This window comes from Pseudomonas sp. P116, assembly GCF_020149425.1.
Taxonomy (GTDB): domain Bacteria; phylum Pseudomonadota; class Gammaproteobacteria; order Pseudomonadales; family Pseudomonadaceae; genus Aquipseudomonas; species Aquipseudomonas anatoliensis.
In genome coordinates this window covers 243,113-262,337 of sequence record NZ_JACVHB010000010.1, presented here as the reverse complement: position 1 = coordinate 262,337, position 19,225 = coordinate 243,113, and the positions used below count along the sequence as shown (strand labels likewise).

The 19,225-nt window shown below is 58.9% G+C and carries 20 protein-coding genes; 13 read left to right on the top strand and 7 right to left on the bottom strand.

Features of this window, described 5'->3' with window-relative positions; translation table 11 throughout:
* Positions 1-19: 19 nt before the first annotated feature.
* From ICA15_RS27750 to ICA15_RS27740, 3 genes are read left to right on the top strand one after another with little or no spacing between them, the layout of a single operon-like run.
* Entirely contained in the window at positions 20-1,042 is a 1,023-nt protein-coding gene (locus ICA15_RS27750) for an aldo/keto reductase (protein WP_210555088.1), read from the top strand.
* Positions 1,039-1,836, top strand: coding sequence for an SDR family NAD(P)-dependent oxidoreductase (locus tag ICA15_RS27745; RefSeq protein ID WP_150616465.1), 798 nt, complete (start codon positions 1,039-1,041; stop codon positions 1,834-1,836). Before ICA15_RS27750 ends, ICA15_RS27745 begins: the two co-directional genes overlap by 4 nt.
* 23 nt (positions 1,837-1,859) lie before the next feature.
* Positions 1,860-2,270: an SRPBCC family protein gene (locus tag ICA15_RS27740; RefSeq protein ID WP_210555089.1), complete on the top strand. Its 411-nt coding sequence runs from the start codon at positions 1,860-1,862 to the stop codon at positions 2,268-2,270.
* A 170-nt stretch (positions 2,271-2,440) separates the two neighbouring features.
* On the opposite strand, the gene ICA15_RS27735 is transcribed toward ICA15_RS27740, so the two are convergent.
* Positions 2,441-3,835 (bottom strand): sensor histidine kinase, encoded by a 1,395-nt coding sequence (locus ICA15_RS27735; protein WP_150616463.1) that lies wholly within the window; start codon positions 3,833-3,835, stop codon positions 2,441-2,443.
* The gene (locus ICA15_RS27730) at positions 3,813-4,496 is read right to left on the bottom strand and encodes a response regulator transcription factor (protein ID WP_042559723.1); all 684 of its coding nucleotides are present in this window, start codon (positions 4,494-4,496) and stop codon (positions 3,813-3,815) included. The genes ICA15_RS27735 and ICA15_RS27730 overlap by 23 nt, the downstream gene beginning before the upstream one ends.
* Positions 4,497-4,667: 171 nt before the next feature.
* Between ICA15_RS27730 and ICA15_RS27725 the strand changes: the two genes are divergently transcribed.
* The 5 genes from ICA15_RS27725 (at position 4,668) to hcnC (ending at position 9,594) form a co-directional block, all read left to right on the top strand.
* Positions 4,668-4,997 (top strand): hypothetical protein, encoded by a 330-nt coding sequence (locus ICA15_RS27725; RefSeq protein WP_155401188.1) that lies wholly within the window; start codon positions 4,668-4,670, stop codon positions 4,995-4,997.
* 191 nt (positions 4,998-5,188) lie between these two features.
* Positions 5,189-6,130 (top strand): hypothetical protein, encoded by a 942-nt coding sequence (locus ICA15_RS27720; protein ID WP_210555090.1) that lies wholly within the window; start codon positions 5,189-5,191, stop codon positions 6,128-6,130.
* 491 nt (positions 6,131-6,621) lie between these two features.
* Positions 6,622-6,936 (top strand): (2Fe-2S)-binding protein, encoded by a 315-nt coding sequence (locus ICA15_RS27715; RefSeq protein WP_042562120.1) that lies wholly within the window; start codon positions 6,622-6,624, stop codon positions 6,934-6,936.
* Positions 6,933-8,342 carry an NAD(P)/FAD-dependent oxidoreductase gene (hcnB, locus tag ICA15_RS27710; protein WP_210555091.1) on the top strand — a complete coding sequence of 470 codons (1,410 nt, stop codon included), beginning with the start codon at positions 6,933-6,935 and terminating at the stop codon, positions 8,340-8,342. The genes ICA15_RS27715 and hcnB overlap by 4 nt, the downstream gene beginning before the upstream one ends.
* Positions 8,335-9,594: an NAD(P)/FAD-dependent oxidoreductase gene (gene hcnC / locus ICA15_RS27705; protein ID WP_210555092.1), complete on the top strand. Its 1,260-nt coding sequence runs from the start codon at positions 8,335-8,337 to the stop codon at positions 9,592-9,594. The genes hcnB and hcnC overlap by 8 nt, the downstream gene beginning before the upstream one ends.
* Before the next feature lie 165 nt (positions 9,595-9,759).
* Here the strand turns inward: hcnC and ICA15_RS27700 are convergent, their stop codons facing one another.
* Positions 9,760-11,568 (bottom strand): monovalent cation:proton antiporter-2 (CPA2) family protein, encoded by a 1,809-nt coding sequence (locus tag ICA15_RS27700; protein ID WP_210555093.1) that lies wholly within the window; start codon positions 11,566-11,568, stop codon positions 9,760-9,762.
* Positions 11,569-11,832: 264 nt separating this feature from the next.
* On the opposite strand from ICA15_RS27700, the gene ICA15_RS27695 reads away from it, so the two are divergent.
* Entirely contained in the window at positions 11,833-12,747 is a 915-nt protein-coding gene (locus ICA15_RS27695) for a LysR family transcriptional regulator (RefSeq protein WP_150604567.1), read from the top strand.
* On the opposite strand, the gene ICA15_RS27690 is transcribed toward ICA15_RS27695, so the two are convergent.
* Positions 12,737-13,504, bottom strand: a complete 768-nt coding sequence (locus ICA15_RS27690) for a substrate-binding domain-containing protein (protein ID WP_210555094.1) — start codon at positions 13,502-13,504, stop codon at positions 12,737-12,739. The two genes, ICA15_RS27695 and ICA15_RS27690, sit on opposite strands and share 11 nt — an antisense overlap.
* Before the next feature lie 12 nt (positions 13,505-13,516).
* A complete protein-coding gene (locus ICA15_RS27685; protein ID WP_210555095.1) occupies positions 13,517-14,809 on the bottom strand; it encodes an MFS transporter in 1,293 nt (430 codons plus the stop codon).
* A gap of 779 nt (positions 14,810-15,588) precedes the next feature.
* Between ICA15_RS27685 and ICA15_RS27680 the strand changes: the two genes are divergently transcribed.
* A complete protein-coding gene (locus ICA15_RS27680; RefSeq protein WP_150604572.1) occupies positions 15,589-15,897 on the top strand; it encodes an RcnB family protein in 309 nt (102 codons plus the stop codon).
* Positions 15,898-15,999: 102 nt separating this feature from the next.
* The gene (locus ICA15_RS27675) at positions 16,000-16,470 is read left to right on the top strand and encodes a hypothetical protein (protein WP_210555096.1); all 471 of its coding nucleotides are present in this window, start codon (positions 16,000-16,002) and stop codon (positions 16,468-16,470) included.
* Between the two features lie 75 nt (positions 16,471-16,545).
* On the opposite strand, the gene ICA15_RS27670 is transcribed toward ICA15_RS27675, so the two are convergent.
* Both ICA15_RS27670 and ICA15_RS27665 read right to left on the bottom strand, forming a co-directional pair.
* Positions 16,546-16,857 carry a protealysin inhibitor emfourin gene (locus tag ICA15_RS27670; protein WP_042559711.1) on the bottom strand — a complete coding sequence of 104 codons (312 nt, stop codon included), beginning with the start codon at positions 16,855-16,857 and terminating at the stop codon, positions 16,546-16,548.
* Positions 16,854-17,918, bottom strand: coding sequence for a M4 family metallopeptidase (locus ICA15_RS27665; RefSeq protein ID WP_150616454.1), 1,065 nt, complete (start codon positions 17,916-17,918; stop codon positions 16,854-16,856). The genes ICA15_RS27670 and ICA15_RS27665 overlap by 4 nt, the downstream gene beginning before the upstream one ends.
* Before the next feature lie 143 nt (positions 17,919-18,061).
* On the opposite strand from ICA15_RS27665, the gene ICA15_RS27660 reads away from it, so the two are divergent.
* Both ICA15_RS27660 and ICA15_RS27655 read left to right on the top strand, forming a co-directional pair.
* Entirely contained in the window at positions 18,062-18,400 is a 339-nt protein-coding gene (locus ICA15_RS27660) for an FKBP-type peptidyl-prolyl cis-trans isomerase (protein WP_210555097.1), read from the top strand.
* Between the two features lie 94 nt (positions 18,401-18,494).
* On the top strand, positions 18,495-19,214 hold the full coding sequence (locus ICA15_RS27655) for a hypothetical protein (RefSeq protein ID WP_210555098.1): 720 nt from the start codon (positions 18,495-18,497) through the stop codon (positions 19,212-19,214).
* The last annotated feature ends 11 nt before the right edge of the window (positions 19,215-19,225 follow it).

The following is a 19,225-nucleotide window of genomic DNA, read 5'->3' as shown; positions in this document are numbered from 1 at the left end:
AACGAATGAGGACAATCCAATGAGCTTGAAAGACAAACTGCCCGGCCAACTGGGCTTCGGCACCGCACCACTGGGCAACATGTTCCGCGCCATCCCCGAAGAAGAAGCGCTAGCCACCGTGCATGCCGCATGGGAGGCCGGCGTGCGTTACTTCGACACCGCGCCATTTTACGGCTCGGGTCTGTCGGAGATTCGTTTGGGTGAAGCACTCAAACAGTACAACCGCGATGACTATGTGCTCAGCACCAAGGTAGGCCGGGTCATTCTCGATGAAATCGAAGACGCTGCCGCCCGTGACCTGGGCGAGAAGAGCGGGGTGTTCGAACACGGTCGCCCGAACAAGATCGTCAACGACTACAGCGCCGACGCGACCCTGCGCTCGATTGAAGACAGCCTCAAACGTCTGCAAACCGATCGCCTCGATATCGTCTGGGTCCACGACATCGCTCAAGACTTCTACGGCGATCAATGGCTGGAATACTTCAATCAGGCCCGCACCGGCGCCTTCAAAGTGCTGACCCGTTTGCGCGAAGAAGGCGTGATCAAGGGGTGGGGCCTGGGCGTGAACAAGGTCGAGCCGTGTGAACTGACGCTGGACCTGACCGAAGCGCAGCCGGATGGCTTCCTGTTGGCCGGCCGCTACACGCTGCTCGACCACGAACGTGCGCTGCAACGCTTGATGGATTCTGCGTTGGCGCAAAACGTTGAAATCGTCGTCGGCGGGCCTTACAGCTCGGGCATTCTGGCGGGCGGCGCGCACTTCGAATACCAGAAGGCCAGCCCTCAAGTCATCGCCAAGGTCGAGCAGATCAAACGCATTGCTGCCGCTTATAACGTTGATGTGAAAGCCGCAGCACTGCAATTTTCTCTGGCCAATCCAGCGGTCGCCGCAGTGATTCCCGGGGCGAGCAAACCGGGGCGGATTGCTGAAGATGTCGCGGCACTGTCAGCGGTAATTCCTGCGGGGTTCTGGCAGGCCATGCGTGAAGCGAAACTGGTGTCCGAACGTGCACCATTGCCAATCGATGAGGTGAAAGCATGAAGATTGATCTGAGCGGGAAACTGGCAATTGTCAGCGGCAGCACCGCTGGCATTGGCTTGGGCATCAGCCAGTCGCTGGCCGAATCCGGCGCCACGGTGGTGGTGATCGGCCGCGACACGGCCAAGGTCGAACAGGCGCTGGCGAGCATTCGCCAGAAAGTGCCGGGCGCACAATTGCGCGGTCTGACCGCGGATCTGGGCACGGCGCAAGGTGCAGAAAAACTCTTCGCCGCGGAACCGAAAGCCGACATTCTGGTGAACAACCTCGGCATCTTCAATGACGTCGATTTCTTCGACGCACCGGACAGCGAGTGGACGCGCTTCTATGAAGTCAATGTCATCTCCGGCGTGCGTCTGGCGCGGCATTATGTGCCGGCGATGGTCGAACAGGGCTGGGGGCGAGTGATCTTCCTGTCTTCGGAATCCGGGGTGGCGACGCCGGCCGACATGATCAACTATGGCGTGACCAAAAGCGCCAATCTGGCGGTCTCCCACGGCTTGGCCAAACGTCTGGCTGGCACCGGCGTGACGGTCAATGCGATCCTGCCGGGGCCGACCTTCACCGATGGCCTGGAGGAGATGCTCAAGGATGCCGCCGCCGAGTCCGGCCGCAACCTGCGCGATGAAGCCGACGCCTTTGTGCGCAAGGCTCGTCCGACCTCGATCATCCAGCGCGTGGCCGATGTCGAAGAGGTCGCGCATCTGGTGACGTACATCGCTTCGCCGCTGTCCTCGGCCACCACCGGCGCCGCCCTGCGGGTCGATGGTGGTGTGGTCGACAGCCTGACTATCTGAATTTCTTGAGAGAGACGTTTTTTATGGCAACTGCATCAGCAACAATCGATATTCCGGCTTCGGCCGATCAGGTCTGGCAATTGATCGGCGGCTTCAACACGCTGCCGGACTGGCTGCCGTTTATTCCAAGCAGCGAACTGAGCGATGGCGGGCGTGTGCGCAGCTTGAAAACCGCCGATGGCGCGGTGGTGGTCGAGCGACTGCAAACGTTCGATAACGCTGGGAAGACCTACAGCTACTCGATTGAACAGGCACCGTTCCCGGCCACCGACTATCTGGCAACCATCAAGGTTGAAGCCCAAGGGCAGGGCGCGCGAGTCACCTGGTCGGGCCGCTTCAGCGCCAAAGGCGTGAGTGATGAGGAAGTGGAGGCGCTGTTCCAGGGCATTTACCAAGGTGGCCTAGAGGCGCTGCGCGCCAACTACCCGGCCTGATAGCCACAACATAAAACCTGTGGGAGCTGGCTTGCCAGCGATGGCGGTAGACCAGTCAAATTCATACCGACTGACCCACCGCTATCGCTGGCAAGCCAGCTCCCACAGGGTTTTGTGCTGTTCGCAGAGTGTGCTGGCAACCCAAAAAACTGTAGGAGTGAGCCCAATGATCAAGTCTGTGAAATCAGACTCTGCCGACAATCCAGCACCAGTTTCGCTCCGCCCACATCACTGCTGCCCACCGCCAGTTTGAAACCATGCAAGCTGACAATCGCCGCCACGATCGACAGCCCCAGGCCAAACCCGCCTTGCGGTTGCCCGGCCTCGGCGCGATAGAAACGCTGGAACACCGCTTCACGCTCGGCCTCCGGAATACCCGGCCCTGAGTCGTGCACTTCGATTCGCGTGTGCCCGGCATCATTCACCCCGCGCAAAATGACCGTGCCACCGGCGGGCGTGAATTTGATCGAATTGCTCAGCAGGTTCGCCAAAGCCTCGAACAACAACGCCCGATCACCATTGAGCGCAGGCAAGGTCTCCGGCATGTTCAGCTCAAAGCGCAGTTCGCCTTCCTCGGCCAGTGGCAGATAAAACTCGTGCAGTTCTTCCAGCAACGACACCGGATCGAGCTCGACAAAACCGGAACGGCGCTGACGATCCTCCAGTTCGGAAATCCGCAACAACCCGCGAAACCGCGCCATCAGGGTATCCGCCTCGGCCAACACCAGATCCAGTTGCGCCGCTTCTTGCGAGCCTTCGCCGGCCTGCTGTTGCATGCGATACAGCTGCGCGCGCAAGCGGGTCAGCGGTGTGCGCAAATCATGGGCGATGTTGTCGCAGACGCCTTTGACTTCGTTCATCAAGCGCTCGATGCGCTCAAGCATGGCGTTGACGATGGCGGCGAGCATGTCCAGTTCATCGCGGCGATTGGACAGCGGCAAACGGTGGGTCAAGTCCCCGGCCACGATGGACTGCGCACTCGCCTGAATCGCCCGGATGCGCCGCAACGGTCGCCGTCGCAGCAAGTGCCAACCGGCAATCCCCGGCAGAATCGTCAGCGACACTCCCCAGAACAACGCATGCAAAATGATCTTCGTCACCGCGAACAGCGAACCGTTATCGCGCAGCAACACCAGCCAGCGGCCGTCGCGGGTCTGGGTCGCGACGGCGTCGCAGCTGTCGCTGGGCAAGGTCGGATCATCGGAGTCGGCGCATTCAGCGAGCATGTGAATCTTGCCATCGAGCGGCAAGCCTTCGGGGATCTGCTGCAAGGCGCCGCTGAGGTAAACGCCTTGGGCATCGAACAGGCCGTAGGCGTCGATGCCGCGAATGTCGAAGGTCATGCTGGCGGCGAGGGCGTCTTCCAGTTGCTCACCGCGAAAGTGCGAAAACAGATGCTGGCGTTGCATCAGCGAATGTTTGGCGAGGTTGTCGAGGTAGCCGGAAACCTCGTAATACATGACCCCCATGAGGATCGCGCTCCAGGCCACGAACAGCGAACTGTACAGCGCCAGCAGGCGGCTGCTGGAAGAACGCCAACCGTCAGACGGGTTCGGCAATGACATAACCGGAGCCTCGTACCGTGCGGATCAGCGGCACATTGCCGGCCGCGTCGATTTTCTTGCGCAAACGGCCGATGTGCACGTCGATCAGGTTGGTCCCGGGGTCGAAGTGATAGCCCCAGACCTCTTCGAAAATCATCATTCGCGAGAGGATCTGGCCGCTGTTGCGCATCAGGAATTCCAGCAACTTGTACTCGGTCGGCAGCAGCGTCAGCACTTGTTCGGCGCGGCGTGCCTCGTGGCTGATCAGGTCCAGCTGCAGATCGGCGACCTGCAACGTGGTGGCCTGAGTAGCGCCGCTGTTCTGCCGGCGCAGCAAGACTTCGACGCGCGCCGCCATTTCGTCGGTGGCGAACGGTTTGGTCAGGTAGTCATCGCCACCGGCGCGCAAGCCGCGCACGCGCTCGTCGACATCGGAAAGGGCGCTGATCATCAGGATCGGCGTAGCGACGCCCATCGTGCGCAGGGTAGTGACGATGGCCAGGCCGTCGAGCTCCGGCAACATACGATCGAGAGTGATCAAGTCGTAGTTGCCGCTCACGGCACGGTCGAGGCCCTCGCGGCCATTGTCGACCCAATCCACATCGAGGCCGTGGCTGCTCAGTTCGGCGACAATTTCCCGGGCAGTCACGGCATCGTCTTCGATGGTCAAAATACGTGTCATAGGGCTGGCCTTGATCGGTTCAAACGGAATGGCAGCATTTTGCCAAGAAATTTCCGTGGCGCTTTAAATTAACTTTCATGTTGTAGCTGCCATTGGGCGGGGTCGAGGATTAATTTTCCGGAACATTGATATCATCTGGCCATAACCTCAACAGGGAGTGGTTCCGTGCGCATGTTCAATCGCTTTGGCTGGATGCCTGTTATCGCTGTGCTGCTGGCCTTGCTCAGCGCTTCGGCAGTCGCCGCCAATACTCCGTGCTCGGGCAAGAAAGGTGGAATTGATCGCTGCGACGGCGACCTGTTTCTGTGCAACGACGGCTCTATCAGTGGCTCGAAGAAAAGCTGTGCGGCGATGTACGGCAACCAGGGCCAGAGCCGACCGCAAACGCTGCTGCAAAGCGACGATGGATGCGCCTGTGGCACGGGTTCGTTTTGCACTGGGCCACGGGGTGGGGTGTACTGTCTTACCCCCAGTGGCAACAAGAGTTACAAGCGTAAGTGATCGTCTTTTGGCCAATGCATAAAACCCACCGAATTCAGCCACTTGTTGCAATTTGCAACGTCCTAAGAAGTTCAGATTTTCTAACGTGTTGAAATAAAAGGATTTATTAAATTCGCGCATCTGGCACGGTCGCTGCAATTCCTCTTCTGACGAGTTGTAACACCATTTTTCATGCCTGGAGCACTACAACAATGAATAGATCCTCTGATGGGTTTTATGCTGCCTACGAAGGAGAGTCGAGCAACGTCTCAGGGGTGTCCTGGGGCGCGATCTTCGCAGGTGCCGCGGCGGCCGCTGCACTGTCGATGATTCTGGTGCTGCTGGGCTTTGGTTTGGGTTTCTCTGCCTTATCACCGTGGGCCGGGGAGGGCGTGAGCGCCAAGGGCCTGGGTATTTCAACGATTGTCTGGCTGGCGCTGACGCAAATTATTGCTTCCGGGCTGGGTGGTTACATCGCCGGTCGCCTGCGGGTGAAGTGGGCGAACATGCACGGTGACGAAGTGTATTTCCGCGACACCGCCCATGGTTTCCTGGCGTGGTGTGTGGCGACTCTGGTCACCGCGATTCTGGTTGTTGGCTCGGTCAGCAGCGTGATCAGCGGCGGCGTGCAGGCCGGTGCCAGTGTTGCCGGTGGTGCAGCGAGCGCCATGACCCAAGCGGCCGGCACTGCTGCAGCCAATACCGATAGCAACCAGTACGGTTACTACATCGACAACCTGTTCCGCGATGACCGCCCAGCGTCCGTCAGCGATGACGCTGCACACGGCGCAGTGGCGCGGATCTTCACCCAGAGCCTGGCCAATGGTCAGCTCAGCGCTGAAGACCGCACTTACCTCGCCCAACTGGTTGCGCAACGGACCAACCTGAGTCAGGCCGACGCCGAACGTCGTGTCGATGAAGTCTATGCCCGCACTCAGAAAGCCATTGCCGACGCCAAGCTGAAAGCTCAGCAAGCCGCTGACACCGCTGCGAAAGTCGCTGCCATGACCTCGCTGTGGATGTTCGTCGCGCTGTTGGCCGGTGCGTTCTTCGCAAGCTTTGCAGCCATCTTCGGCGGTCGTCGTCGGGATGCGGTCGAGTACGTTGAAGTCGACACCTACACCACTACCTCCACACTGCCTCCAGTTCGCTAAACAGGGAGAATAACCATGCGCTCACTACTGCTGTTTTTCCTCGGTATCCCGATCCCGATCATCATCCTGATTGCGCTGTTCGTACACTGACCGCTTGCTCTATTGAGGCTCATGCCTCGGCCGCTTCTACCTTCGGGTAGAAGCGGCTTTTTAATGCCTGCACATTGACCTGTAGGAGCTGCCGAAGGCTGCGATCTTTTGACTTTGTTTTTAACAAGCAAGATCAACAGATCGCAGCCTTCGGCAGCTCCTACAGGGGGGGGGTGCAGATTTCACTGGCCTGGATCAATATTTCCGTTGGCGATATCGCCTAACGTAAATGATCCAGGCCTTTGCTAAAACATGAACTACATTGTTCTCGCGCGCACCTCGTTGCGCTGACGGAGTACCCCGCGAGCCCGCCCGAGCCAAGAATCAAACGGGCCGCCAGGTGTAGTGCAGCAAGGAGCTGACACAACCTCAACCGAACCTTTTCACGGATGAACATCGCAATGCACTGCCTAGAAAGAACCTTCGATATCCAGCCCTTGGCGCAGGCGGATATGACCGTGCACATCAACGGTCAGCCGGTCACTGCCGCCATCGGTGAAACCGTCCTCAGCGTTATCCAGTCCCTCGGCGTGCGCCAGATCGCGCGCAACGACCATGATCAGATCAGCGGCGCCTACTGCGGCATGGGCGTGTGCCAGTGCTGCCTGGTAAAAATCAATGGCCGGCATAAACGCCGTGCCTGCCAGACCGTCGTGCGCGATGGCATGCAGATCGAAACCCAGGTCAACCGGATCGCCGGGCAGGAGGTCGTATGAGCCTGCGACCGGTGATCGTCGGCGGTGGTCCGGCGGGGATGGCGGCGGCCATCGAACTGGCGCGCCATGGCGTGCGCTGCACCTTGCTGGAAGAGGCCTCGCGCCTCGGCGGTGTGGTCTATCGCGGGCCGCTGCGTGACGGCGTGCAGCTGGATTATCTCGGACCACGTTACGCCGAAGTGCTGGGCAAACTGCACGGCGAATTCCAGGAGCATTGCGGGTTGATCGACGTGCACCTGAACCATCGTGTGGTCGGCGCCGAAGGCACTCGCGCGCTGGTGGTGTTGGACGCCGACGAGCAACTGCACGAGATCGAGTATTCACAATTGTTGTTGTCGGCCGGTTGCCACGAGCGCAGCGTGCCGTTTCCCGGCTGGACACTGCCAGGGGTGATTCTGCTCGGTGGCCTGCAACTGCAAATCAAAAGTGGCGTGGTCAAACCGCAAGGCCCGGTGATTATTGCGGGGACCGGCCCACTGCTGCCGTTGGTGGCGACGCAACTGCATGCCTCGGGCGTCAAAGTTGCGGGCGTGTATGAGGCCTGCGCCTTCGGCAAGATCGCCCGCGAAAGCCTGGCGTTGCTGAACAAGCCGCAATTGTTCCTTGATGGCTTGAGCATGCTCGCCTACCTGAAACTGCACGGCATCGCCATGAACTACGGCTGGGGCGTGGTCGAAGCTCACGGCGAAGGCGAACTGAAAAGCGTCAGTGTGGCGCCGTACTCGCAGAACTGGACGCCGGACATGTCCCGTGTCGAGCGCTTCGAGGCGCAGACCCTGGCGGTCGGTTATGGCTTTATTCCGCGTACGCAACTCAGTCAGCAAATGGGCCTGGATCATGGCTTCAGTGATGACGGTTATCTGCGCGCCCATTCAAATGTCTGGCAGCAGAGCAACCAGCCTCGCATCCATCTGGCCGGCGACATGGGCGGGATTCGCGGTGGTGAAGCGGCGATGCTGGCCGGCAAGATCGCGGCGACGTCTATCCTGCTGCAGCGCAGTGTGCTCGACGAGGATCTGGCGCTGGTTCGCCGCGACCGCTATCTGGGCAAACTCAAAGCCATCGTGCGTTTTCGCGCGGCGGTGGATCGCTACACCGAACGCGGTGTTGGCCAGACAGCATTGCCGAACGCCGACACGGTGATTTGCCGCTGCGAACACGCAACCCGCGCCGACATCGATCTGGCGCTGGAGCAGGGCGTGCAAGACATTGCCAGCCTGAAAATGCGCACCCGCGTGAGCATGGGCGACTGTCAGGGGCGGATGTGCGTTGGCTATTGCAGCGACCGCTTGCGTCAGGCCACCGGACGCCAGGATGTCGGCTGGCTGCGCCCGCGTTTCCCGATTGATCCGATCCCTTTTTCCGCATTCCAGTCTGTCGGCACGGAGGCCGCTTCCCATGAGTAAGTTTTACGACGTGGTCATCGCCGGCGGCGGTGTGATCGGGGCGTCCTGCGCCTATCAATTGTCCAAACGCAAAAACCTCAAGGTGGCCCTGATCGACGCCAAGCGTCCGGGCAACGCGACCCGCGCGTCAGCCGGTGGTTTGTGGGCTATCGGCGAGTCGGTGGGCCTTGGGTGCGGGGTGATTTTCTTCCGCATGATGTCGGCCAACCGCAAGCGCGAAACCCAGGGCGCGGCGGTAGCGGTGGACGCCAGCACGCCGCACATCCTGCCGGAGTCGTTCTTTGATTTCGCCTTGCAGTCCAACGCGCTGTACCCGGCGCTGCACCGTGAGCTGAAAGACAATCACGGCATGGATTTCAAGTTCGAAAAGACCGGGCTCAAATTCGTGATTTATGACGATGAAGACCGGCTCTATGCCGAGCACATCGTCGGTTGCATTCCGCATCTGGCCGAGCAAGTGCGCTGGCTCGATCAAGCCGCACTGCGCGAAGCCGAGCCCAGCGTCAGTCATGAAGCACGCGGGGCGCTGGAGTTTCTCTGCGACCATCAGGTCAGCCCGTTCCGCCTTGCCGATGCCTACATGGAAGGCGCGCGGCAGAATGGTGTCGATATCCTGGTCAACACCAACGTCACCGGCGTGTTGCACCACGGCACGCGGGTGACCGGCGTACAGACGGCCGAGGAGGGCGTGTTCCACTGCAAGACGCTGATCAACGCCGGCGGTGCCTGGGCGGCGGACTTGAGCGAATGGGCGACCGGCATCCGCATTCCGGTGAACCCGGTAAAAGGGCAGATTCTGCTGACCGAGCGCATGCCGAAAATCCTCAACGGCTGCCTGACCACCAGCGACTGCTACGTGGCGCAAAAGGACAACGGCGAGATCCTCATCGGCAGCACCACCGAAGACAAAGGCTTCGACGTCACCACCACCTACCCGGAAATCGCCGGGCTGGTGCAGGGCGCGGTGCGCTGCTTGCCCGAGCTTGCGGACGTCAATCTCAAACGCACTTGGGCGGGTCTGCGCCCAGGTTCGCCGGATGAGTTGCCGATTTTGGGGCCGATGCGTGGGGTGGAGGGATATCTGAATGCGTGCGGGCACTTTCGTACCGGCATTCTGACCTCGGCCATTACCGGCGTGTTGCTGGACAAACTGGTCAACGACGAGCCACTGCCGCTGGACATCACGCCGTTTCTGGCGGATCGGTTTGAGACAGTCGCGGTCAAGCAAACACCGGAGTTAGAGCCGGCCTAAACCCAACCGCAATTACTGAAACACTGAATCACTGAACCCTGTAGGAGCTGCCGAAGGCTGCGATCTTTTGATCTTGCTTTTTAAAAACAAAGTCAAAAGATCGCAGCCTTCGGCAGCTCCTGCAGTGAATGTGATCGATCATTCCCGCGCAGGGTTTGGCAGCAATCAGGCTTTGCGTGATTCCTCTTCCAGTTGATCCGACTCAAACAAACGCGCCAGTTCCGCCCGGGCTTCCTGGGCGGTTTGCAGGACTTTGGCTGCGTCGTCGTACACCGCGTGTTGCGCCTCCAGCACCTGTTCGTCGTGGTGCTTGAAGCGTTTGATCCGCGCATCGGCCTGGGTCTGGGTCAGCCCGAGGCCAACCAGCGTGCGACGGCTCATTTCCAGACTTGAATAGTACGTCTCACGAATCGCCTCGGCGCCAACATCCACCAAGCGGTGAACGTGCTGACGGTTACGGGCCCGGGCGATGATCTTCATGTGCGGGTAGAGCTTGCGCACCACCTCGGCGGTCTTGATATTCGTCTCCGGATCATCCGTGGCGATGACAAAATATTCTGCCTCGCCGACCTTGGCCGCATGGAGAATTTCCGGGCGCATCGGGTCGCCATAGAACACCGGCACACCACCGAAACTGCGCGACAGTTCGATGGTTTCGACCGAGGTGTCGAGGGCGACAAACTTGATGTTCTGCGCCCGCAGAATCCGCGCAACGATCTGACCCATCCGGCCCATGCCGGCGATCACCACGCGCGGGGTATCCGTGTCGATGTCGCGGAATTTCTCGGGTACTTCCACCGGTTGCACTTTTGGGCTGACCAGCCTTGCGCAAATCAACAGCAACAACGGCGTCACCGCCATCGACAGGGTGATGGTCAGCACCAGCAGGTCATACAGCCGCGGCTCGAACAGCCCCTGATCGCGCCCGATCTTGAACACCACAAACGCAAACTCACCCCCCGCCGCCAGCACGATGCCGAGGCGAATCGCACTGACCTTGTTCAAGCCACCGGCCAGACGTCCCACCACAAACAGCAACGGCAGCTTCAAACCGATCAACAACAGCGTCAGCCCCAGCACGGTAATTGGCGCGCTGAGCAACAGACTCAGATTGGCGCCCATGCCGACACTGATGAAAAACAGCCCGAGTAGCAGACCCTTGAACGGTTCGATCTGCGCTTCCAGTTCATGGCGATATTCGGAATCGGCCAGCAGCAAACCGGCAAGAAACGCCCCCAGCGCCATCGACACACCGACCAGATCCATCAGCCACGCCGTGCCGATCACCACCAGCAGCGCAGTAGCGGTAGAGACTTCCGGCAGACCGGTTTTCGCCACCACGCGAAACACCGGGCGCAACAGATAACGCCCGCCGATCACCACCACGGCAATAACGCCGAGCACCTGCAGACTGTGCCGTATATCGTCGGCAGTGCTGGTGTGATGATCGACACCGGCAAGCATCGGCACCAGCGCGATCAACGGGATCGCGGCGATGTCCTGAAACAGCAGAATGGCAAACGCCAGACGCCCGTGGGGGCTGGTCAGTTCCTTGCGCTCGGCAAGGCTTTGCAGGCCGAACGCGGTGGACGACAGCGCCAGACCGAGGCCCAGCACAATCGCGCTGTTCAGCGGCTGGCCGAAGACCGACAACGCCAGAACGCCGATCACCGACGCGGTCAGCAGCACCTGCGCCATACCGACACCAAACACCGATTTGCGCATCACCCACAACCGTCGCGGCGACAGCTCAAGGCCAATGATGAACAACAGCAACACCACGCCCAGCTCAGAAATATGCGCCACGCTCTGCGGATTGCCGATCAGGCCCAGCACCGACGGGCCGATGATCACCCCGGCAAACAAATACCCAATCACCGCGCCCAATTGCAGACGCTTGGCCAGAGGCACGGTGAGCACCGCCGCGAGCAGAAAAACAACGGCGGCTTGCAACAGATTGCCTTCGTGGGGCATTGGTTTACTCCTGACAACGGTACGGCGGGGGCGACAAGGATAAGGGTTGAACCCACCTCAAACCAAATCCCCCTGATTCGGATGTTCAACACAATCCCCCATGTAGGAGCTGCCGAAGGCTGCGATCTTTTGATTCTGTTTTTAGAAGCAAGATCAAAAGATCGCAGCCTTCGGCAGCTCCTACATGGGGCGATTCAGATCTGTAACATATTGCATCAATTTGTTACATTTATAACCCAAGCGAATCAATCCCCGAGTCCCGCCATGGCCATCAACTTCGACCTCAACGACCTGCAAGCCTTTCGAGCGGTCGTTGAGCAGGGCAGTTTCCGCAAGGCTGCCGACACCGTGCGCCTCTCGCAACCGGCCTTGAGCCGACGCATCGAGAAGCTTGAAGACGCCCTCGGCGTGAAACTGTTCGAGCGCACCACGCGCAAAGTCAGCCTGACCCAGGCCGGGCGCGGGTTCATGCCGAGTGTCGAACGTTTGCTGGACGATCTGGACGTTGCACTGCTGGGCATCAGCGAAGTCGCCTCGACCCGATTGGGCCACGTCACCGTCGCTTGCGTGCCGTCTGCCGCGTACTACTTCATGCCGCGTGTGGTTGCGCGCTATCACCAGCAGTTTCCGCGAATCAGGATCAAAGTCCTCGACTCCAGCGCCCACGACGTATTGAGCGCCGTGGTCAATGGCGAGGCCGATTTCGGTTTGAGTTTTATGGGCACGCAGGATGCCAAAGTCGACTTCGAACCGCTTGTGCAGGAGTGCTATGTCGTGGCGTGCCGTCGCGATCACCCGTTGGCCGGGCGCAACAGCGTGACGTGGGACGAGTTCTACCAGCAGGATTACATCTCGCTGGACAAGACTTCCGGCAATCGGTTTTTACTCGATCAGGCCTTGAGCAGCGTGGTGCCGCAGCGTCAGAGCATCTGCGAAACGCGACATGTGACGACGATGATTGGCCTGGTGGAGGCAGGGTTGGGCGTAGCGGCGGTGCCGTTGATGGCGATGCCGGGGCCGGATCATCCGATCCTGACGCGGATACCGCTGACGGATCCGCAAGTGATGCGCAGCGTTGGCATTATCAAGCGCCGGGATCGCACGTTGACCCCGGCGGCACTGGAACTGGAGCGGCTGGTGGTGGAAATGAAAGTCCAGCCGCCGATTATCAACGCTTGACCGAATCCAGCCCGGTCGCCTGCACGTCAGCCTGTGCGGCCGGCGCAGCGAGGTAGGCGAGTAACGCTTTGGCCTCGACGGGATGTTGCGCGTTGACCGGAATACCCGCAGCGAAACGCGTCACCGATTGTACCGACTCTGGAATCTTCGCCACGAAACTTACTCCCGGCACGGGCAGCAATTCGCTGACCTGCTGGAAGCCCAGTTGATAATCGCCAGTGGCAACCACCGAGCCCACGGGGATTTTCGCGATCATCTTCGCCTTCGGTTTCAACTGATCTTCGATGCCGAGTTTCTTGAACAACTGCTGCTCGATGTACACGCCGCTGGCGCTGTCGGAGTAAGCCACCGATTGCGCGTCAAGCAGGGTTTTCTTCAGGCTCTCGACGTTGCTGATGTCCGGTTTCGGCGCGCCAGCGCGAACCACCATACCGATCCGCGAGTCCGCCAGTTCTACCCGCGACGCCGGGTCGACCTTGCCTTGTTTGATCAATTCGTCGAGGGCGTAGCCGACCATGATCACCACGTCGGCATGCTCGCCACGCGCGAGGCGATTGGGGATCGCCTCTGGCGCCTTGCCCATCGATGGGCCGAACTGGGTGTCGAGGGTGTTGCCGGTGGCGGTGGCGAATTTCGGACCGAGGATTTTATAGGCTGCCGTGAAGCCGCCCGAGGTCATCACGTTTACCTGTTCGGCGTGCGCCAGGGCGCTGAAAGCGAGGAGGGCGAGGGCGCCCAGATTCAACAGTTTTTTCATGGTGATGGTTCCTTATGCAGTAGCCGGTTGCAGACGGCCGCCCGCGCGGCGATAGAGGTAAAGCGTGGCGAGCAACGCGCACAGCGCGCCGATGCTCATCCAGTACCCCGGCGCGGCTTTGTCGCCGGTGTATTGGATCAAGAAGGTCGACATCGCCGGCGTGAAACCGCCGAAAATCGCTGTGGCCAGGCTGTAGGCGAGGGAGAAACCGGCGACGCGTACTTCCACCGGCATGATCTCGGTGAGCGCCGGAATCATCGCGCCGTTGTACAAACCGTAAATAAACGACAGCCACAACAGCGACAGCAGCATGTGGCTGAAACTCGGTGATTGCACCAGGTACGACAGCGCCGGATAGGTCGTGGCCAAGGCCAGCAGCGACATCGCGATCAATACCGGACGACGACCGATACGGTCGGACAACATGCCGCCGATCGGCAGCCAGAAGAAGTTCGACACACCCACCAACAGCGTCACCAGCAACGCATCGGACGTGCTCAGATGCAGCACGGTTTTGCCGAAGGTCGGCGCGTACACGGTGATCAGGTAAAACGCGGTGGTGGTCAGGGCGACCATCAGCATCCCGCCGAGCACCACGCCCCAGTTCTGGCCGAGGTTGCGGAACACTTCGCCCATGCTTGGACGGTGCTTGCGCGCGGCGAACTCTTCGGTTTCCGCCAGATTACGCCGCAGGAAAAAGATGAACGGGACAATCATGCAGCCGATGAAAAACGGAATTCGCCAGCCCCAATCGGCAACCACGTCCGGCGCCATCCACGCGTTCAGCGCGTAACCCAAGGCCGCCGCGACGATGATCGCCACTTGCTGACTGGCTGACTGCCACGCGGTGAAAAAACCTTTGCGGCCCGGTGTGGCGATCTCGGACAAGTACACCGAAACACCACCCAATTCCGCACCGGCCGAGAAGCCCTGCAACAGCCGCCCGATCAATACCAGCGCCGGGGCGAACAGGCCGATGGTTTCGTAACCGGGCACCAATACAATCAATATCGTGCCGCTGGCCATGATCGACAGGGTGACGATCAAACCTTTGCGCCGACCGACATCATCGATGTAGGCGCCAAGCACAATGGCCCCCAGCGGACGCATCAGGAAGCCTGCGCCGAACACTGCAAAGGTCATCATCAGGGAGGCGAATTCACTGCTCGCCGGAAAGAACACCGCCGCGATCTGGGTGGCGTAGAAGCCGAACAGAAAGAAGTCGAACTGTTCGAGGAAGTTACCCGAGGTTACTCGGAAAATGGCACCGGCTCGTGAGCCGCCTTGTGGGATTGAGGCTGTCATAGAAAAAACTCCACCGCTTTTATGACGTGCGCTACGGGGAGGCGGCGCACGGTTTTTATTGAGGCGGATGGTGGCGCAGATGTAACAATCTGTTAATTGCATTGTTGGTATGGATTGATGTTGAAAGTGGATCAATGCTGATCGGTTCTAGGCATGCACCTTTGTGCCTGAGAACAACACAAAATTTGTGGGAGCTGGCTTGCCAGCGATGACGACCTCTGGGCCGACCATGCTCTGGGTTGTTTTGGGTGAATATCCGGTTTTTTGGTGATGGCGACTTAGGGTTCCGCCCTTACGGCGGGTCACTTTTGGCAAACGCCCCAAAAGTAACCAAAAGGTCTGTGCCCTGACGTCCGGCCCGCTCGCTAGAGCTCGGGGTTCCTTCGCTCCGGAATCCATCCGGGGCATCGATTCCGGTTTGCTTCGCTGCACCTCCTTTCGATGTTCTCCCCGGATGAATCCCTGCACTCAGCCTCCCGACGGGCCTTCCAGATCAAGAGCTGCACTCGAGCTAACGCTCATTGTGTTGAGTGGTGAGAAGCGAGGGCGGTGGGGGTTGTGTTTTTGTTTTTCTGTGGGAGCTAGCCTGCTGGCGATGGTGGCCTGTCAGCCGACCTGTGTCTGTCAGGTGTACTCAAATCCCTGTGGGAGCTGGCTTGCCAGCGATGACGACCTGTGTAACGAAAGAAATCCCCCAGCCAGTCCAAACAAAAAACAAGGAATGATTTCGCCGCCGCGCAGTCGGAGTTCAGGTAGTACATATCTCTGGAGGTTCACCGATGAACAGCAAAACCCTAATCGCCAGCCTGGCCCTGGTCGCCGGCATTGCCGGGATCAGCCCGATTGTTCAAGCGGCGCAAACCTCGAACGACCCCTCCGTCCAGTCCCCCGTCAGCGATCGTGAACTAAAGATCAACGACCGCGCGCCAGACGTTTATCAACGCAGCGACAAAGCCTTGAAAAACTGGAAAGCGAAAGGTTTGAAAGCACCGGTTGAGCAAGCGCAGTGGGTGCAGATCAATGATCAGTACGTGATGGTGATGATCACCAACGGGACGATTGTCGAGATGCAGCCGGTAGAGCGTTAAGCCATTCGGTAACAATTGGCCAAGGAAGGCAGATTGCAATCGAGCACCGTTCGGGTAAAAACCTGGGGGTGTTTCGAGTGACGGGAAGTCAGGAGCAATGAGTTGGACAAGAAACCTCTTTATCGGAAAGAAAACACTCGTACTTGGGGTGTGCGTCGCAACGCGTTAGTCGCGCAATACCGCGATCAGCGTAATACCAAGAGCGAAAATCGCAGCGACGCCGTACGTGGTTCGATGCATGCAGGCAAACGCTACGGCATGGATTACACACCCTTGTTTCGCTTTCTTTTGTCTCGTGTTGGCGGTAACTGGGACGAGATTTTCAGCGAAGCGGTGTCGCGTCTGGATCGACCGGAGCCCGTATTCTGGATGGTCGCCATCTATGAGGAGGATCGCGAGGAAGTCGTACGATTGGGCGAGTCGAGTTACTTCAATGGTTTGTACGTCGATCAGCAAAAGCGCCTTCAAATTGTCAATCCGGCATTGAAAGCTGAGGACATGGCGCCGCGCTGTCAGTGCTGTACGCACACCTTTAACGGTGTGGTTTTTGGCCGGCGATTTGGGACTGACTGATTTCGTCAGGTGTTGGAATCCGTTTGAAACCGCGATTGGACCCATATCCTTGCGCTGAACTTTGTAGAATCTTGCTTACAACAACTGCCCCTTGTCCCAAAGATGCACCAGATCCCCCGGTGCCTGATCCTCCGGCACTTTCAGCACCATTTCCCCTGACCGGTAGCGCACTTCTATCTGATAGAAGCGCTGGTCACCGCGTCCGGTTTCAACGCTATCGAACGGCAGACACCCCTCCAGCACCGAACAGATGCGGCTGCGTTCGCTGATGTCGCATTGCGCAAATTCGATTTCACGCGGGCGGCTCAGGCTATGAATGGCCGCCACGCCACCCTGGCGTGATACCCGCACCACGGAATCGTCACCCAACTCGGGCAGAATTTTCATACAACCTCCACGACCAATTCGATACCGACCTGAGCCCAGGCCTCACGCACCGCAGTCACCTCTCTGGCACCGAAACGCTTGCCAGCGTTTTCGACCGTCAACCCGGCGAACGCCTCAAACGTTGCGTCCTGACTCAAGCGTTTGTCGCACAACGTGTCGTACCAGATTCGTCCGGCCTTCTCCCAGGCGAAGCCGCCCAATGCCCGCGCCGCCAGATAGAACGCGCGGTTGGGAATCCCTGAGTTGATATGCACGCCACCATTGTCTTCAGTGGTAATGACGAACTTACGCATGTGATCCGGTTGCGGATCCTTGCCCAATAACGGGTCGTCATACGCCGTGCCGGGATGCGACATCGAGCGCAAACCCTGTCCGTGGATTTGCGGCATCAGCAGATCGGCGCCGATCAGCCAGTCAGCCTGCTCCGCTGTGTGGCTCAGCGAATATTGCTTGGTCAACACGCCGAACACATCCGACAGTGATTCGTTAAGTGCACCCGATTGGTTCGCGTAAATCAGACCGGCCTCGCTTTCCGTCACGCCATGTGCGAGTTCGTGGGCGATGACGTCAAGCGAGCGGGTGAAACGCTGGAAAATTTCCCCATCACCGTCACCGAACACCATTTGAGCGCCATTCCAGAAGGCGTTTTCGTAGCCTTGGCCGTAATGCACGCTGCCGATCAGGGCAAACCCGTTGTTGTCGATCGAATCTCGACCTAACACCTTCCAGAAGAAATCATAGCTGGCGCCCAGCGCCTCATAAGCTTCATCGACCGCCGGATCGCCTGTCGCTGGCTGTCCTTCCACACGTACCTCAATCCCGGGCAGCAGCATTTTGTTTTGCGCATCATGCACACTGCGCTGAGCGATGCCGGGTTTGCTCGATGGAGCAAGAATGGCGCGAGTTTCCCGGCGCAAGGGCGCGCCGGGGTTGGGCAGCAGGCTGCGCACATGATTGAGGGTGAGCATCGCCGCGGTGCGCTGCGGCTGCGAACCATGAGCGATGATGCGGTTGAGGATGTACGGCGGAATAAAACTGCGCAGCAAGTGTGAGTCGGTCATCAGAGCTTCCCTGGCTGAATACGATGTCGATACTTATGTGAGCAGCGCCGCGTGTTTCGGTTCCATGCATTGCCATCGGCATCGAATTCTGCGAAAAACGCCGTCCGCGCCCCCAACGGGCCATCCTTTCTGAGTGAAGCGCCATGACCGACGAACTACAAATCATCGAGCTGCAACCGGGCGAGGGCAAAGCTGCCGTCAAAGGCGCGCTGATCACCACGCAATACACCGGCTGGCTGGAAGACGGCACCGAATTCGATTCTTCCTACAGCCGTGGCAAACCTTTCCAGTGCGTGATTGGCACTGGCCGCGTGATCAAGGGCTGGGATCAGGGCTTGATGGGCATGCAGGTGGGCGGTAAACGCAAACTGCTGGTGCCGGCGCATCTGGGGTACGGGGAACGGACCATGGGCAAAATTCCGCCGAATTCGAATCTGGTGTTCGAGATTGAGTTGTTGGAGGTTTTGACGCGGGAGGATTGAAGTGGGGGGGCTGAACTGTTTTGTTGTCAGGCGATCCTTAAAAATCTGCGAATAATTCGTAACATCATCGAGAAGCGATCCAACGGATGGCCCTATGCAGAATCCATGGAAACATTCCATTGCGGACGTTTACGCAAACAACTATGGCAACGTGGTGCAAGACTTTCTGTCATTGGTTGTCGAGCCTTCGCTCCACGCGCTTCTTCGGAGGTCTGATGAATTGATGGCAATCGCAGACGATGCGCTCTTTACCAAATCCTTTCAAATTGCTGATCACTTGGCGTTGGAGCAAAGGACGGCTATGGCGTTTTGTCTCGGCATCCAGTCTCTGTGGGAACAACAGATTCGCACTTACATGGCTGGTTGTACTCGTCAATTCTTCATTCCTGATGTACCAGAAGACCAAGTGGTAAAGGCAGTTGAGGATGAGATTGAGAAGATCCAAAAGGCCGGATGGGGTAGCGATTTCAACAAGCTATTTATGAAAGCGCGCGGGCTCGATCTTTCAAAGTTTCAATCCTATGATTCGCTCTGCCTGCTCATGCTTCTAGGTAACGTCTGCCGGCATGGTGAGGGAAGCGCGGCTAGAACTTTGCGGGAGAAACATAAATATCTTTGGGCAGCGCCTGATCCTCTGCTAGAAGAGGTTTTCGGTATACGCCCCGTGTCTGATATTCAGCTCCCGCTTGAGCTGCTCCGATCGTTTGTGCATGCGATTGTATTATTCTGGCGAGAGTTGGAGCGTCATGGCTTGCAAACCTTTATGGCCAGTGATGAGGTAGAAGCCCGACTAGCAAATCACATCCGTGATTGAGCGGGCTTTTT

Bases quoted from the DNA above. Each gene is read 5' to 3' on its own strand.
- ICA15_RS27750 (WP_210555088.1), top strand. From the start codon at position 20: ATGAGCTTGAAAGACAAACTGCCCGGCCAACTGGGCTTCGGCACCGCA.
- ICA15_RS27745 (WP_150616465.1), top strand. From the start codon at position 1,039: ATGAAGATTGATCTGAGCGGGAAACTGGCAATTGTCAGCGGCAGCACC.
- ICA15_RS27740 (WP_210555089.1), top strand. From the start codon at position 1,860: ATGGCAACTGCATCAGCAACAATCGATATTCCGGCTTCGGCCGATCAG.
- ICA15_RS27735 (WP_150616463.1), bottom strand. From the start codon at position 3,835: ATGTCATTGCCGAACCCGTCTGACGGTTGGCGTTCTTCCAGCAGCCGC.
- ICA15_RS27730 (WP_042559723.1), bottom strand. From the start codon at position 4,496: ATGACACGTATTTTGACCATCGAAGACGATGCCGTGACTGCCCGGGAA.
- ICA15_RS27725 (WP_155401188.1), top strand. From the start codon at position 4,668: ATGTTCAATCGCTTTGGCTGGATGCCTGTTATCGCTGTGCTGCTGGCC.
- ICA15_RS27720 (WP_210555090.1), top strand. From the start codon at position 5,189: ATGAATAGATCCTCTGATGGGTTTTATGCTGCCTACGAAGGAGAGTCG.
- ICA15_RS27715 (WP_042562120.1), top strand. From the start codon at position 6,622: ATGCACTGCCTAGAAAGAACCTTCGATATCCAGCCCTTGGCGCAGGCG.
- hcnB (WP_210555091.1), top strand. From the start codon at position 6,933: ATGAGCCTGCGACCGGTGATCGTCGGCGGTGGTCCGGCGGGGATGGCG.
- hcnC (WP_210555092.1), top strand. From the start codon at position 8,335: ATGAGTAAGTTTTACGACGTGGTCATCGCCGGCGGCGGTGTGATCGGG.
- ICA15_RS27700 (WP_210555093.1), bottom strand. From the start codon at position 11,568: ATGCCCCACGAAGGCAATCTGTTGCAAGCCGCCGTTGTTTTTCTGCTC.
- ICA15_RS27695 (WP_150604567.1), top strand. From the start codon at position 11,833: ATGGCCATCAACTTCGACCTCAACGACCTGCAAGCCTTTCGAGCGGTC.
- ICA15_RS27690 (WP_210555094.1), bottom strand. From the start codon at position 13,504: ATGAAAAAACTGTTGAATCTGGGCGCCCTCGCCCTCCTCGCTTTCAGC.
- ICA15_RS27685 (WP_210555095.1), bottom strand. From the start codon at position 14,809: ATGACAGCCTCAATCCCACAAGGCGGCTCACGAGCCGGTGCCATTTTC.
- ICA15_RS27680 (WP_150604572.1), top strand. From the start codon at position 15,589: ATGAACAGCAAAACCCTAATCGCCAGCCTGGCCCTGGTCGCCGGCATT.
- ICA15_RS27670 (WP_042559711.1), bottom strand. From the start codon at position 16,857: ATGAAAATTCTGCCCGAGTTGGGTGACGATTCCGTGGTGCGGGTATCA.
- ICA15_RS27665 (WP_150616454.1), bottom strand. From the start codon at position 17,918: ATGACCGACTCACACTTGCTGCGCAGTTTTATTCCGCCGTACATCCTC.
- ICA15_RS27660 (WP_210555097.1), top strand. From the start codon at position 18,062: ATGACCGACGAACTACAAATCATCGAGCTGCAACCGGGCGAGGGCAAA.
- ICA15_RS27655 (WP_210555098.1), top strand. From the start codon at position 18,495: ATGCAGAATCCATGGAAACATTCCATTGCGGACGTTTACGCAAACAAC.